Origin of the sequence: Streptomyces abyssomicinicus, from assembly GCF_008974245.1 — a bacterium.
Lineage (GTDB): Bacteria > Actinomycetota > Actinomycetes > Streptomycetales > Streptomycetaceae > Streptomyces > Streptomyces abyssomicinicus.
In genome coordinates this window covers 235823-248843 of the sequence record NZ_BBZI01000008.1, presented here as the reverse complement: position 1 = coordinate 248843, position 13021 = coordinate 235823, and the positions used below count along the sequence as shown (strand labels likewise).

General features: G+C 74.0%; 13 protein-coding genes. 5 read left to right on the top strand and 8 right to left on the bottom strand.

The features are described 5' to 3' along the window. Window positions 1–9: 9 nt before the first annotated feature. The 6 genes from GBN72_RS18070 to GBN72_RS18045 form a co-directional block, all read right to left on the bottom strand. Complete coding sequence (locus GBN72_RS18070) at window positions 10–1458, bottom strand: SLC13 family permease (RefSeq protein WP_151772886.1); 1449 nt, start codon at window positions 1456–1458, stop codon at window positions 10–12. Between the two features lie 118 nt (window positions 1459–1576). Then, window positions 1577–2239 (bottom strand): response regulator transcription factor, encoded by a 663-nt coding sequence (locus tag GBN72_RS18065; protein ID WP_151772885.1) that lies wholly within the window; start codon window positions 2237–2239, stop codon window positions 1577–1579. After that, window positions 2239–3726: a sensor histidine kinase gene (locus tag GBN72_RS18060; protein ID WP_174887157.1), complete on the bottom strand. Its 1488-nt coding sequence runs from the start codon at window positions 3724–3726 to the stop codon at window positions 2239–2241. The genes GBN72_RS18065 and GBN72_RS18060 overlap by 1 nt, the downstream gene beginning before the upstream one ends. Beyond that, the gene (locus GBN72_RS18055) at window positions 3650–4009 is read right to left on the bottom strand and encodes a small secreted hydrophilic protein (RefSeq protein ID WP_151772884.1); all 360 of its coding nucleotides are present in this window, start codon (window positions 4007–4009) and stop codon (window positions 3650–3652) included. Before GBN72_RS18055 ends, GBN72_RS18060 begins: the two co-directional genes overlap by 77 nt. Before the next feature lie 122 nt (window positions 4010–4131). After that, window positions 4132–4413, bottom strand: a complete 282-nt coding sequence (locus GBN72_RS18050; protein WP_151772883.1) for an Lrp/AsnC family transcriptional regulator — start codon at window positions 4411–4413, stop codon at window positions 4132–4134. Further along, window positions 4410–5141: a rhomboid family intramembrane serine protease gene (locus GBN72_RS18045; RefSeq protein WP_151772882.1), complete on the bottom strand. Its 732-nt coding sequence runs from the start codon at window positions 5139–5141 to the stop codon at window positions 4410–4412. Before GBN72_RS18045 ends, GBN72_RS18050 begins: the two co-directional genes overlap by 4 nt. A gap of 145 nt (window positions 5142–5286) precedes the next feature. Here GBN72_RS18045 and GBN72_RS18040 point away from each other — a divergent pair, with 145 nt between their 5' ends. The 4 genes from GBN72_RS18040 (at window position 5287) to GBN72_RS18025 (ending at window position 9607) form a co-directional block, all read left to right on the top strand. Next, the gene (locus tag GBN72_RS18040; RefSeq protein WP_151772881.1) at window positions 5287–5526 is read left to right on the top strand and encodes a hypothetical protein; all 240 of its coding nucleotides are present in this window, start codon (window positions 5287–5289) and stop codon (window positions 5524–5526) included. A gap of 58 nt (window positions 5527–5584) precedes the next feature. Further along, window positions 5585–6934 carry an NYN domain-containing protein gene (locus GBN72_RS18035; RefSeq protein ID WP_151772880.1) on the top strand — a complete coding sequence of 450 codons (1350 nt, stop codon included), beginning with the start codon at window positions 5585–5587 and terminating at the stop codon, window positions 6932–6934. A 287-nt stretch (window positions 6935–7221) separates the two neighbouring features. Continuing rightward, window positions 7222–8247, top strand: a complete 1026-nt coding sequence (locus GBN72_RS18030; protein ID WP_151772879.1) for a C40 family peptidase — start codon at window positions 7222–7224, stop codon at window positions 8245–8247. A 289-nt stretch (window positions 8248–8536) separates the two neighbouring features. Beyond that, window positions 8537–9607: a C40 family peptidase gene (locus tag GBN72_RS18025; protein ID WP_246212620.1), complete on the top strand. Its 1071-nt coding sequence runs from the start codon at window positions 8537–8539 to the stop codon at window positions 9605–9607. A gap of 57 nt (window positions 9608–9664) precedes the next feature. Here the strand turns inward: GBN72_RS18025 and GBN72_RS18020 are convergent, their stop codons facing one another. Continuing rightward, a complete protein-coding gene (locus tag GBN72_RS18020) occupies window positions 9665–10408 on the bottom strand; it encodes an SDR family oxidoreductase (protein WP_151772877.1) in 744 nt (247 codons plus the stop codon). Window positions 10409–10716: 308 nt separating this feature from the next. Here GBN72_RS18020 and GBN72_RS18015 point away from each other — a divergent pair, with 308 nt between their 5' ends. After that, entirely contained in the window at window positions 10717–11835 is a 1119-nt protein-coding gene (locus GBN72_RS18015) for a hypothetical protein (RefSeq protein WP_151772876.1), read from the top strand. A gap of 7 nt (window positions 11836–11842) precedes the next feature. On the opposite strand, the gene GBN72_RS18010 is transcribed toward GBN72_RS18015, so the two are convergent. Continuing rightward, window positions 11843–12985 (bottom strand): glycosyltransferase family 4 protein, encoded by a 1143-nt coding sequence (locus GBN72_RS18010; RefSeq protein WP_151772875.1) that lies wholly within the window; start codon window positions 12983–12985, stop codon window positions 11843–11845. Window positions 12986–13021 lie beyond the last annotated feature (36 nt).

The window sequence follows — 13021 nt, the reverse complement described above, 5'->3', positions numbered from 1 at the left end:
GGCGGCGGTTCAGCGGACCGGGACGCCGAGCAGCGGCCAGACGAACAGGGCGAAGACGAGGACCAGCACCGCGGTCAGCGGTGCCAGGACGGCGGAGAGCCGCAGCAGGTCCCGGGGCGTGTAGGTGGGCACACCGGGCAGGTCGGAGTAGAGGGCCACGGGCTTCGCCGAGGCGGGCAGCGTGTGGCAGAACCCGGCCGCCGCGGTGGAGGCGAGCGCCGCGGAGACCGGACTGACCCCGGCGACGCCCGCCGCGGCGACCACCAGCGGGACCAGCACCGAGGAACGCGCGGACCGGGACTGCAGCACCAGGTGCGCCGCCGTGCTGACCGCCACCACCACCGCGAGGAACGTCCACGGACCGGAGCCCAGCGGCAGCCCCGACACCAGCCAGGCGGCGGCGCCGGAGTCGGCGAGGGCCACGCCGGTGGCCATGGTGGCGGCCATGAACAGCAGCATCGACCAGGGCACCGTCCGCAGCGCGTCCTTGAGCCGGACCGTGCCCAGCGTGGGGGTGACGGCGACGACCGCGCCGATCAGGGCCACCAGGGCCGGGGAGACGCCGTGCAGCGGCTCGCTGCACCACAGCAGGACCACCGTGCCCAGCAGCAGCGCGCAGCGGGACTCGGCCGCCGACCAGGGCCCGGTGACGGGCCGCTCGCTGTGGAGCTGGATCTGCTCGGCGGTGATCCGCACCGGAGCGCGCCGGTCCTCGCGCCGGGTGGTGGTCCACAGCACGGCCTCCGCCGCGGCGTGGGAGGAGACCACCGCCAGTGGCAGCCCCAGCAACAGCCACTGCGGGAAGCCGATGCGGTGGCCGGTGGTCTCCCACAGCACCGAGACGGTGATCAGGTGCGCGCCGGCCCCGATCAGCGTGGCCACCGCCGAGAGCAGGATGACGGTGGGGAACAGCAGCGCCAGCATCACCACCAGACGCCGGCGGTCCGCCAGGACCTTCGCCAGGGCGAGGAATACCGGCAGGGCGAGGGCGGCGCGGCCGGAGGTGGCCGGGACGGCGAAGGCGGTGACGACCAGCGCCGCCGTGGTCAGGTGCACCAGCTGCCGCACCCCCCGGGCGCCGGTCACCAGGAACACCGCCGCCCGCCCCGCGAGCCCCGTGCGGGTCACCGCGGCGGCCAGCACGAAGGCGCAGATCAGCAGCCAGACGGTGGGATCGCCCAGGGTGGCGAAGAGCGCGTCGCTGCTGATCACACCGGTCACGGTGAGGGCGAGCCCGGCGCCGAGGGCGACCAGGGTGTCGTCCAGCGGGGTGGCCGTCCACGCGTACACCGCCAGCACGAACACCACCAGGGTCACCCGGGCCTCGCCGCTCAAACCGGTGACGAAGCCGGGCGTGGCGATCAGGGCGCAGAGCGAGAGCACCAGGCAGAGGACGGCTGTTCGCCGGAGGTTCGTCGTCACGTCACCGACGATCCCGGGGGCGGGTGAGGTCGCCATGAGGGCCGGATGAAGGAAACCTCACGCGACCGCGACCGCGACCGCGACCGCCGGCTCGCCGCGCCCGCCCGGCCCGATGCCCCGGCCCGCCGCCCGGCCCGCCGTCCGCCCCGGACGGTCAGGCGGGGAGGCGGTAGCCCATCCCCCGCACGGTCTCCAGGCGGGCGGCGCCCAGCTTCCGGCGCAGCGCGCGGACGTAGACGTCGACGATGTTGGAGCCCGGGTCGAAGTCGTAGCCCCAGACCTGCGACAGGATCTGCTCGCGCGAGAGCACCTGCCCGGGGTGCCGCAGGAACAGCTCCAGCAGCACGAACTCCCGCGCCGTGAGATCGACCGTCCGGTCCTCGGCGCGGGCGCGGCGGGTGCGCAGGTCCAGGGAGAGCGTGCCCGAGCGCAGCACCGTGACCTCCGGCGCGCGGGCCGCGGTGCGCACCCGCAGCCGCACCCGGGCCAGCAGCTCCTCGAAGCGGAACGGCTTGGTCATCCAGTCGTCCGCCCCGCCCTCGAGCCCGGCCACCGTGTCGCGCACCGAGTCCCGGGCGGTCAGCACGATCACCGGCACCGTCACCCGGTCCTCGCGCAGCCGGCGCAGCACGGTGAAGCCGTCCTGGCCGGGCAGGCCGATGTCGAGGATCACGAGGTCGAAGCCGCCGGAGGCGGCGTGGTCGTACCCGGCGTCCCCGTCGCCGGCGACGGTGGTGAGATACCCCTGGGCGCGCAGCCCCTTCTCGACGAAGGAGGCGATCCGCTCCTCGTCCTCCACGATCAGGATGCGTTCCACTACGTTCGTTCCTCCTCCACGACCAGGACGAAGGTGGCGCCGCCGCCCTCGGTGTCCTCCAGCCGTACGTGTCCGTGATGGCCCTCGGCTATCGCCTTCACGATGGACAGGCCGAGCCCCGCGCCCGAGCCGAGGGAACCCCTGCGGGCGGTGCCGCGCCGGAACCGCTCGAAGATGACCTCGGCGTCCTCCGGGCGCACGCCCGGGCCGGAGTCCGCCACATAGAGTTCGACCCGCCCCCCGGCGGTCCGCGAGCCGATGCGTATCGAAGCCCCCGGCACCGTGTGCTGCACCGCGTTCTGGGCGAGCTGCACCATCGCCTGGGTGATCCGCTGTCCGTCCAGCCGCGCCCGCCGGTCCGCCACCTCGGCCAGCTCCCAGCGGCGGTCGCCCAGCGCGCGGGTCTTCACGAAGACGTCGGCGGTCAGCTCGGCGAGCTGCACCTCCTCGGGGCGGATGAAGTCGGGCCGTTCCGCCTTGGCGAGCAGCAGCAGGTCCTCCACGATCCGGCTCATCCGGTCCAGCTCGTCGGTGACCAGCCGGACCGTCTCCTCCCGTTCGGCCGGGTCGTCCCCCATCAGCTCCAGGTGGCCGCGCACGATGGTGATCGGGGTGCGCAGTTCGTGCCCGGCGTCGTCGACGAAGGTGCGCTGCGCGGCGAAGGCCCGCTCCAGGCGGTCCAGCATGGCGTTGAACGTCTCGGCGAGCGCCGCCACGTCGTCCCGCCCGTGCACGGGGATCCGGCGGGTCAGGTCCTGCTCGGTGAGTTCGGCGGCGGCGGTGCGCACCAGGCGGACCGGCAGCAGTATGCGGCCGGCGACCACCCAGCCGATGCCGGTGGTCATCAGCAGGGCCACGGCGGAGATGACCAGCAGGACCCGGAAGACGTCGTCGGCGCGTTCCCGTTCGCGTTCCGGGTGGAAGGCGACCACGAACGCGGCCTCCGGCCCGCCGTCCCCGCGGGCCACGGTGACCTTCGCCCAGCGCACCCCGTCGTCGGAGCCGGCGGCGTGCGGCGCGTCGAAGATTCGCCGCAGCGCCGCCGCGTCCCTGAACAGCGGTTCGTCCACCCGTAGTTGCCGGTTCTGGACGATCTGCGCCGGATCGGTGCCGAGGGCGCCGACCAGTCCGATGAGCTCCTCGTCGGGGTCCGCGTACTGGCGCTCCAGGAAGACGCGGAGCAGCCGGGCCGGCTCGGCGAAGGGGCGGCCGGTGTCCGGGTCCTTGCCGCGGCGCTGGAAGTTGGCGAACTCGCCGGTCTCCTGCGCGAGCAGCCGGTCCACGCGGTGGTCGACGTCGCGCAGCAGGATCGAGCGGGTGGTGGCGGCGACGGCGCCCAGCGCGACGGACATCACCAGCAGCAGCCACAGCAGGATCCGGACGCGGGCGGTGAGGCGGCGGGGCAGCCGGTCAGTCGTCGGCGTCGCCCGGGCCGTCGTCGCCGTCGTCGCCGTCGTCCCCGGCGTCGTCCGCGGCGGCGTCGTCATCGGAGGTGTCGTCCCCACTCGTGTCGTCGGCGTCGTCCGGGCCGTCGTCGTCATGGTCGTCGTCGGAGGCGTCACCGCCCGGCGGGCGGTCGCTCACCTCGGGGCCGGGGACGAGGACGTCGGAGGGCGTCGGGTCGGGGGACGGGGTCCCCACCAGTTCCACCCTGGCGGGCGCCTCGCGCGGTGCGTCAGGCCGGTCGGACAGGGCGTAGCTGGTCGCCGCGATGCCCAGGGGCACGGCGACGACCGCGGCCAGGGCGGCGATGCGGTGCGAAAGCTGCATGGGGCGAGCATGTCGGCCGTACCCGTGCGCCCGGATGAACCGGGGATGAGGATTCCTTCATCGACCGACCGACCGACCGGCCGACCGGCCGCGCCCGGCGCCGGCCGCCGGTGCGCCGTGGGTCAGGAGTCGAGGCCGATCGCGAACGCGGCCTCCAGGTCGTGCTGCGAGTAGGTGCGGAACGCGACGTGCGTGTCGGTGCCCAGCACGCCGGGGATCTTGCTGATGCTGCCCGGGATGACCTCCGCCAGGTCGTCGTGCTCGCGCACCCGCACCATGGCGATCAGGTCGTAGGTGCCGGTCACCGAGAAGACCTCGCTGACGGAGTCCAGGGCGGCGATCTCCTGGGCGATCTCGGGGATCCGGTCCACGCTGGTCTTGATGAGCACGATCGCGGTGATCACGGCTGGTTCTCTCCCTGGGTGGCCGTCGCTGGTGGATTCACTGTAGTCGCCCGCCGGAACCCCATCCGCGCGGTGGCGAACCCGAGCCCGAAGCCCACCAGGTGGGCCAGGTAGGCCACGCCCGGCCCGTCCCCGGCGCGCTCCGCGCCGAGCCACTGGAGGGCCGCCCAGAACGGCAGCACCACCCAGGCGGGCAGCCGCACCGGAAGGAAGAGGAGGAACGGCAGCAGACTGGTGACCCGCGCCCGCGGGAAGAGGTGGAGGAACGCCCCGAGCACCGCCGACACCGCGCCGGACGCCCCCACCAGGGACTGCTCGGAGGAGGCGTTGGCGAGTGCGTACCCGAGCAGCGCCAGGCTTCCGCAGCCCAGGTAGAACACCGCGAACCGCCCGCTGCCCAGCCGTTGTTCGGTCATCACTCCGAAGACCTGGAGGAAGAGCATGTTGCCCAGCAGGTGCAGCCACCCGCCGTGCACGAACAGCGCGGTCAGCGGGGTGAGCAGCGAGTCGGGGGCGCCGGACAGCAGTTCCGCCGGCACCACGCCCCAGCGCCGGAAGCAGGCGCGCTGCGCCGCCAGGAGCTCCTCGCCCGTGCCGTGCACGGGATTGAGGCCCGAGGCGGGACCGATCACGAAGAGCACCACGCACAGCGCCGTCAGGCCATGGGTCACGGGCGCCGGCCGGCTCCGGACCGCCGCGGCGAACGCCGTGCTCCAGTCGCGGATCATGCACGAAGTGTGACGCACCGGACACAGGTCCGGGGTGCCGCCTCGCCGCCGTGGACAGGCGAGCGACCGGCAGGCGAATGGCCGTAGGGTTACCACGCACAGGCACCAGCCGAAGGAATCAGCAACAGAAAGGGTGAAGTCCGCGATGACGGTTCCCCTCCCCACCGAGACGACCCGCTGGCGGTGCACGCTCTGCGGCAACCTCACCCGCTTCGACGTCACCCGCTCCTCCAAGGTCGTCGAGTACGTCCATCTCGACCTGGCGGGCGAGCCCACGGTGGAGGAACGCGAGGTGGTCAGTGAGACCATCGAGTCGGTCCGCTGCCGCTGGTGCAACGCGGTGGACAAGGTGGAACTGGTGGACCGGCCCGGCGCCGGCTCCTGACGCGGCGGCCCAGCCCCCCGCGGGTTTCGGAAGACGGACGACGGACGAGGGATGACGGATGGCCGGTGACGGAGGCGGAAAGCCGGACGACGGCGCCGCTGAGGCGCTCGACCGTCCCCTGCCCGACGGTGTGCGCCGCCGCGTCGTCCAGATCGCCGCGGAGGCGTTCGGCTCACTGACCGTCTCCGAACTGCCCGGCCAGCTCCGCCAGTACGCCCGCTTCACGCCCAGTCGGCGCGCCAAGTTCGCCGGCAACGCGATGGCGGCCGCGCTGGAGTCCGAGGCGCAGTTCCGGCAGCGCGTCGGGGAGAAGTTCCGCGAGGCCCACCCGGAGCTGGCGACGGCGCTGGAGACGGGCGCCCCGCCGCCGGCCGCGGACCCGCTGGACGTCGCGGCAGCCGCGTACGTGCTGCGCCCGCTCGGCTGGGTGAAGCTGGTGACCGCCGCCGGCGAGGAGGCGCAGCGCGCCGAGGCCGAACGCGCCGACGAGGAGACCCGGGCCGAACTGGAGCGGCTGCGCGCCGAGGCGGCGGCCGCCCGCGACCACGTCCGCACCGAGACCGAACGGCTGCGCGCCGAACTCGAGGCCGCCCGCAAGGAGGCCGAGTCGCTGCACCGCAAGCTGCGCTCGGCGCTCAGCGACGTCAAGCGGGGCGAGGCCGCGCAGCGCAAACTCCGCGGCGAGCTCGACGAGGTCAAGGCGCACACCCAGGCCCAGGTGTCCGCGGCGGAGAGCGAGGGCCGGCGCCTCAAGGCCCGGCTGTCCGAGACCGAGGCGGCCCTGGAGGCCAGCCGCAAGGCGGTCCGGGAGGGCCGCAGCATCGAGGACATGCGGGCCCGGCTGCTGCTGGACACCGTGCTGGAGGCCGCCCAGGGGCTGCGCCGCGAACTCGCCCTGCCCCCGGTGTCGGTGTGGCCCGCCGAGACCGTCGACGCGGTGGAGCCGGGCCGGATGACACCCAAGGACATCGCCGCCCGGGCGCTCTCCGAGGACGACCCGGCCATCCTCGACCAGCTGCTGGCGCTGCCCCAGGCCCATCTGGTGGTCGACGGCTACAACGTCACCAAGACCGGCTATCCGCAGATGCCGCTGGAGCAGCAGCGGCTGAGACTCCTGGGCCAGCTCTCCGCGCTGGCCGCGCAGACCGGCTGCGAGGTCACCTGCGTCTTCGACGGCGCCGAGCTGGCCGCGCCGGTGCTGCTGGCGCCGCCGCGCGGGGTACGGGTGCTCTTCTCCAAGCCGGGGATCACCGCCGACGAGCTGATCCGCCAGCTCGTGCGCGCCGAGCCGTCCGGCCGGCCGGTCGTGGTGGCCTCCACCGACCGTGAGGTCGCCGACGGAGTGGCCCGCGCGGGCGCGCGTCCCGTCGCCTCCGCGGTGCTCCTGAAGCGCTTCAGCCGCGGCTGAGCACCACCGGCGTCCCTTCTGCCGCAAGACCGCCCCTCTGGGCGAGTTGACCGTTTTCGGTCGCGACGCAAAGTCATCCGGACGTCACCGCAGGTGAGTTGCGTGCAAAGTTTGCAGGCGAGGGCGAGATTTTTCACCTGAGGATTTGAACTGATCACAGGAAGGTCACTAGGGTCAGAGCCCTCGAACCTTCGCTCGGGTGTTCGCTCAGAGGGAGTGACGGCGAAGGCTCACCGCCCGCCAGGTGTGCTCCGGCAGGCGGCTGAAGGAAGAAGGAGACCGCCCACGTGGCGTCCCACCGTCGACCCAAGCAGCCGAGCCGCGCACGCGTCACCGTGCTGACCACCGCGGCGGCCGCCGCCGTCGTCCTCGGCGGCAACTCCGCCCAGGCGGCGCCCGCCAAGCCCAGCAAGGGCGAGGTCAAGGAGAAGGTCGACAAGCTCCACGAAGAGGCGGAGCAGGCCACCGAGAAGTACAACGGTGCCAAGGAGAAGCAGAAGAAGCTCGAGAAGGAGATCGACGCCCTCCAGGACAACGTGGCCCGGGGGCAGGAGGATCTCAACGAGCTCCGTGACGCGATCGGCATGGCGGCCGCCGCCCAGTACCGCAGCGGCACCATCGACTCCTCGATGCAGCTCTTCCTCTCCGCCGACCCGGACGACTACCTCGACAAGGCGTCCACCCTCGACCAGTTGAGCAACCAGCAGGTCGAGGACCTGGCCGAGATCCAGGACAAGCAGCGCGAGCTCGCCCAGCAGCGCCAAGAGGCCACCACCAAGATGGAGGACCTCTCCGAGACCACCGAGGAGCTGAACAAGCGGCAGAAGGAGGTCAAGGGCAAGCTGGCCGAGGCCCAGAAGCTGCTCAACTCCCTCACCGCCGCCGAGCGGGCCGAGATGGCCCAGGACGAGGCCAAGTCCGCCCTGCAGTCGGCCTCCCTCGCCGGCGGGGGCGGCGCCGCCGCCTCCGGCCGCGCCGCGGACGCCTTCGCCGCCGCCCAGAGCAAGATCGGCACGCCGTACTCCTACGGCGCCACCGGCCCCGGCTCCTTCGACTGCTCCGGCCTCACCTCTTGGGCCTACGGCCAGGCGGGCGTCGGTCTCCCGCGCACCTCCCAGCAGCAGGCCAACTACGGCACGCGCATCGGGATGAGCGAGCTCAAGGTCGGCGACCTGGTCATCTTCTACAGCGACCTGCACCACGTCGGCCTCTACGCCGGCAACGGCCAGGTGCTGCACGCGCCGCGCACCGGCACCCTCGTGCGCTACGAGTCGATCAACAACATGCCGTTCCAGTTCGGCGTCCGGGTCTGACCCGCCCGCCCCACGGTCCCCGCCGGTCCGGACCCGCCGCCGAAACCCGGCGGCGTTCACCCGGTCGGATGAAACCGGGCGACCCGTACTGACCGCGCGCCCCGCCTATGACCTGCGTCAGAGGCGGGGCGCGGGCATGTTCGGACCCGGCGGTCTTTGGAGGAGGCCCCAGGACGGGGCTACTGTCTGGCGCGTTTCCCCCGCCACCGTGGGGATCGGTTCCGTCGCCGTGCGTGACGGTCCCGCAGGTCCGTCAGGTTCGTCAGCCTCGAAGGGAGTGCGGTTTCCCGTGGGTTGTCATCGCCGCCTCGCACCTCGCCGCCTCGCGCCGCGCCGCCGCGTACCGGCCGCCCGTGCGTCCTCCGCGCCCGGCGCCGCCGGCTTCACCGCCGCGGTCCTCTCGGTCGCCGCCGCGGCCTTCGGGGTCGCCCCGGGCGCGGTCGCCGCGCCCGGTGAGCCGGACGGGGCCGGGAGCACCCGGTCCGAACTGGACCGGCTCTACACCGAGGCCGAGCAGGCGGTCGAGGCCTTCAACCAGGCCGACGAGCGCGCCGACGCACTCCGCGAGGAGATCGACGCGTCCCAGGACCGGATGGCCCGGCAACAGGAGCGGGTCAACGCCCTGCGCGAGCAGCTCGGTTCACTGGCCGGGGCGGAGTACCGCTCCGGCGGCATGGATCCCGCGCTGGCCCTGCTGCTCTCCTCCGACCCCGAGGACTACCTCGACAAGGCGTCGGTCCTGGACCGGATCGGCTCCCGCCAGGCCGGCGAACTGAGCCGCCTGCGCGGGGCACTGCGCGAACTCGGCCAGAACCGCGAGGAGGCGGTGGCGGACCTCGCCGAGCTCGAGCGCACCCGCGAGGACGTGGCGGCCCACCGGCGGACGGTGGAGCGGAAGCTGGCCCGGGCGCGGAAGCTGCTGAACGCGCTGCCGGAGGGCGAGCGCGCCGCGTGGGAGCGGGCCACCCGCTCCGGACGCGACCTGCCGCCGCTCGGCGACGACGTGGCGGCCACCGGGCGGGCGGCCGCCGCGCTGGCCGCGGCCCGCTCCGCGCTGGGGCGGCCGTACGTCTGGGGCGCCAACGGGCCACAGGCCTTCGACTGCAGCGGGCTCACGCAGTGGGCCTGGGGCCGGGCCGGGGTCTCGCTGCCGCGTACGTCGCAGGCGCAGCGGGCGGCCGGGCGGCAGGTCCCGCTCTCCCAGGCGCGGCCGGGGGACCTGGTGACGTACCGCTCCGACGCCAGCCACGTCGCCATCTACGCCGGCGACGGCCAGGTCATCCACGCCCCCCGGCCGGGCGCCGCGGTCCGCTACGACCCGGTGGGGATGCTCCCCCTCGCCTCGGTCACGCGGCCCTGACCCGGGCGGCGGACAGCCGCTGCAGGTTCCGTGAATGCCTCACAGTGCCCCTGTCGGTCAGAGGACACCTCCGTTGGCACGAATGTTCTGGCCCGTCAGCCACCGCCCGTCCGGCCCCGCGAGGAAGGCGACGACGTCCGCCACGTCCTCGGGCCGGCCGAGGCGTCCGAGCGAGGTCATTGCGACGGCCATCGCCAACTTCTCCGGCTCGTTGGCCGCGTTCAGAAGATCGGTGTCCGTGGCGCCGGGCGAGACGGTGTTGACCGTGATGCCCCGTGCGCCCAGCTCGCGTGAGGCCACCAAGGTCAGCTGTTCGAGGGCGCCCTTGCTGGCTGCGTACGGAGCGTTGCCAGGGGCGGGGAAAACGGTGTTGAGGCTGGAGATGTTCACGATCCGCCCGCCGTCGCGCATACGCCGCGCCGCATAACGCACCGTGAGGAAGACCGACTTCGCGTTCACGGCCATCACCTGGTCGAACACAGCCTCCTCCGTCTGCGCGATGGGCACGACGTCGGTATGTGTGGCCGCGTTGTTGACCAGAATGTCCAGACCGCCGAGCTCACGTTCGGCAGTGGTCAGCAACTCCTCGGCCGCGCGAGGCTCCGCCAGATCCAGCTGGACCGCAACGACCTTCCCGCCCGCCTTCTCCGCCTGCCGCACGACCTCGTCCGCAGCATCCCGGTTCTGCGCGTAGTTGAAGACCACGGTCGCCCCGTCCCGCGCGAGCCGCAGCACGACAGCCCGGCCGATCCCCCGCGAGCCACCAGTGACGACAGCCGCCTTGCCCGTGAGCACCGCCATGATCTCTCCCTGCCCCGATGACCCGTCCGTCGGGAACACCCATACCCACCGAGCGGCGCCGAAAGAGCGAACCACCCCACGATCCGCACTCCGCCCGAGCGGACCAGTGCACGACGTGTTCGGGGAAGACGACGGATCGACCGGACGAACCCACCGACGCACCGGCCGGACACCCCATCCAGAACCCCTGGACATCACGGTCCCGGCCGACGGATCGAAGCGGAACCCACAGCCGCGGCCCACCGGCCCGTCAGGGGGCCGGTGGACCGCGAGGGCGGCCGGACGGCCCGGGTGCCTAGGATCGGGGGGTGCTGAGGAGCCGGGTGGTGGGCGTGGTTGCCGCGCTGGGGGTGGCGGCGGGGTGCGCGCCGGCGGCGCCCGACGCGGGGGAACTGCTGACGCGCCGCAGCGAGGCGCTGCTGCGCGGCGACCGGACCGCGTTCGCGGCGACCGGCGACGCCGCGCAGTGGGAAGCCCTGCACGCCCTCCCGCTCACCGCCTGGCGGTACGAGGTGGCCGAGGTGACCGTCCAGGGCGAGGACACGGCCACCGTGGAGGCCGAACTGCGCCACCGGCTGGAGCAGGACGTGGGCACCGCCACCGCCCGCCGCGTCCTCACGCTCGGCCGCGACGACGACGGCACCTGGCGCGTCACCGCCGACCGACCCGCCCCGGGCGAGGCGGAACAGCTCTGGGACCAGGACCCCGCCCCGCGCACCGCGAGCACCCCCAGGACCCTGGTGGTGGCCTCCGGCGCGGACACCGACCCGCGCGCGTACACGCCGCTCGGCGAAGCCGCCGCCCGCGCCGTCGACGAGGCGTGGGACACCGCCGTCCGCCCCGTGGTCGTTGTGCCGGAGTCCACCGAGGCCATGGCCCGCCTCCTGGACGCCCCCGCCTCCGCCTACCGGGCGACCGCCGCCGTCACCACCCCCGGCGACGCCCCCCGCGTCGTCGTGAACCCGGAGGCGTTCGGCACCCTCGGCGAGCAGGCGCGGCAGATCGTCGTCACGCACGAGGCGACCCACGTGGCCCTGCGCGCCCGCACCACCACCCGCACCCCGATGTGGCTCTCGGAGGGATGCGCCGACTGGACGGCCTACCGGGGCGAGGAGCAGCCGCCCGCCGAGGCCGCCCCGGCCCTCGCCCGCGCGGCGCGCGACGGCGACGTCCCCCGAGGACTGCCCACCGACGGGGAGTTCGCCTTCGGCGGGGACGCCGGGACGGTCGGCCGGGCCTACGAGGGCGCCTGGCTGGCCTGCCGGCTGGTGGCGGACCGGTGGGGCGAGCGGGCCGTCCGGACGCTCTACGACGCCGTCGGCGAAGACGGCGAGGAGGCCGCCCTGCGGGACGTCCTCGGCGTGGACCGGGCCGCCTTCACCGCCCTCTGGCAGGCGGAGCTCCGCGAGGAACTCGGCGCCCGCTGAACCGCCGTCAGAGCAGCTCGCGCAGCCGGTCGGCGAGCAGGTCCCACCGCCACCGCTCCTCGACCCAGGCGCGGCCCCGCTCACCCATCCGGCGGCGCAGCTCCGCGTCCCCCAGCAGGGTCACGATCCGCTCCGCGGCGTCCGCGGGCGAGCCGCCGCGGACCACCCAGCCGGTCTCCCCGTCGAGGACCGCGTCCGGGGCGCCGCCGGAGTCGCCCGCCACCACCGGCAGGCCCGTCGCGGACGCCTCCAGGTAGACGATGCCCAGCCCCTCCACGTCCAGCCCGCCCCGCCGGGTGCGGCAGGGCATCGCGAAGACGTCGCCCGCCCCGTAGTGCGCCGGGAGTTCCGACCACGGCACCGGGCCGGTGAACACCACCGACCGCTCCACCCCGGTCTCCCGGGCCAGCCGCCGCAGGTCCTTCTCGTACGGGCCGCCGCCGACGACCAGCAGCACCGCGTCCGGCTCGGCGGCCAGGATCCGCGGCATCGCCCGGATCAGGGTGTCCTGCCCCTTGCGGGGCACCAGCCGCGACACGCAGACCACCACCGGCCGGTCGGTGAGCCCCAGCCGGGCACGCACCCGGTCGCCGCCCGAGCCCGGGTGGAACGTCTTCTCGTCCACCCCCGGCGGGAGCTGCGCCATCCGCGCCGCCGCCCCGGGCGTCAGCGCGTCCGCGATCCGGGAACGGGTGTACTCGCCCAGGTAGGTGATGACGTCGGTCGACTCACCGATCCGCCGCAGCAGCTGCCGCGCGGCGGGAAGCTGCGCCCAGCCCGCCTCGTGGCCGTGGGTGGTGGCCACCAGCCGGGTCGCGCCCGCCTTCCGCAGGGCCGGCGCCATCAGCCCCAGCGGGGCGGCGGCGCCGAACCACACCGAGGTGCAGCCGTGCTCCCGCAGCAGGCCGACGGCCTTGCGGGTGGCGCCCGGCGTGGGCAGCAGCATCGTGGTGCGGTCCCGCACCACGGTGAACGGCTGCTCGGCGTCGAAGTCCTCGGTGGCCCGCACGCCCTCCCGGCCGCGCTTCCAGGTCGACGCGTACACCACGAACCGCTCCGGGTCGAGGCGCAGCGCGATGTTGTGCAGGAACGCCTGGATGCCGCCGGGACGCGGCGGGAAGTCATTGGTCACGATCAGCGTCTTGTGCATCGCCGCCGACCCTATCCAACCGCCTCATGGGCAATC

Bases quoted from the DNA above. Each gene is read 5' to 3' on its own strand.
- GBN72_RS18070 (WP_151772886.1), bottom strand. From the start codon at position 1,458: ATGGCGACCTCACCCGCCCCCGGGATCGTCGGTGACGTGACGACGAAC.
- GBN72_RS18045 (WP_151772882.1), bottom strand. From the start codon at position 5,141: ATGATCCGCGACTGGAGCACGGCGTTCGCCGCGGCGGTCCGGAGCCGG.
- GBN72_RS18040 (WP_151772881.1), top strand. From the start codon at position 5,287: ATGACGGTTCCCCTCCCCACCGAGACGACCCGCTGGCGGTGCACGCTC.
- GBN72_RS18055 (WP_151772884.1), bottom strand. From the start codon at position 4,009: ATGCAGCTTTCGCACCGCATCGCCGCCCTGGCCGCGGTCGTCGCCGTG.
- GBN72_RS18020 (WP_151772877.1), bottom strand. From the start codon at position 10,408: ATGGCGGTGCTCACGGGCAAGGCGGCTGTCGTCACTGGTGGCTCGCGG.
- GBN72_RS18060 (WP_174887157.1), bottom strand. From the start codon at position 3,726: ATGACGACGCCGCCGCGGACGACGCCGGGGACGACGGCGACGACGGCG.
- GBN72_RS18035 (WP_151772880.1), top strand. From the start codon at position 5,585: ATGGCCGGTGACGGAGGCGGAAAGCCGGACGACGGCGCCGCTGAGGCG.
- GBN72_RS18010 (WP_151772875.1), bottom strand. From the start codon at position 12,985: ATGCACAAGACGCTGATCGTGACCAATGACTTCCCGCCGCGTCCCGGC.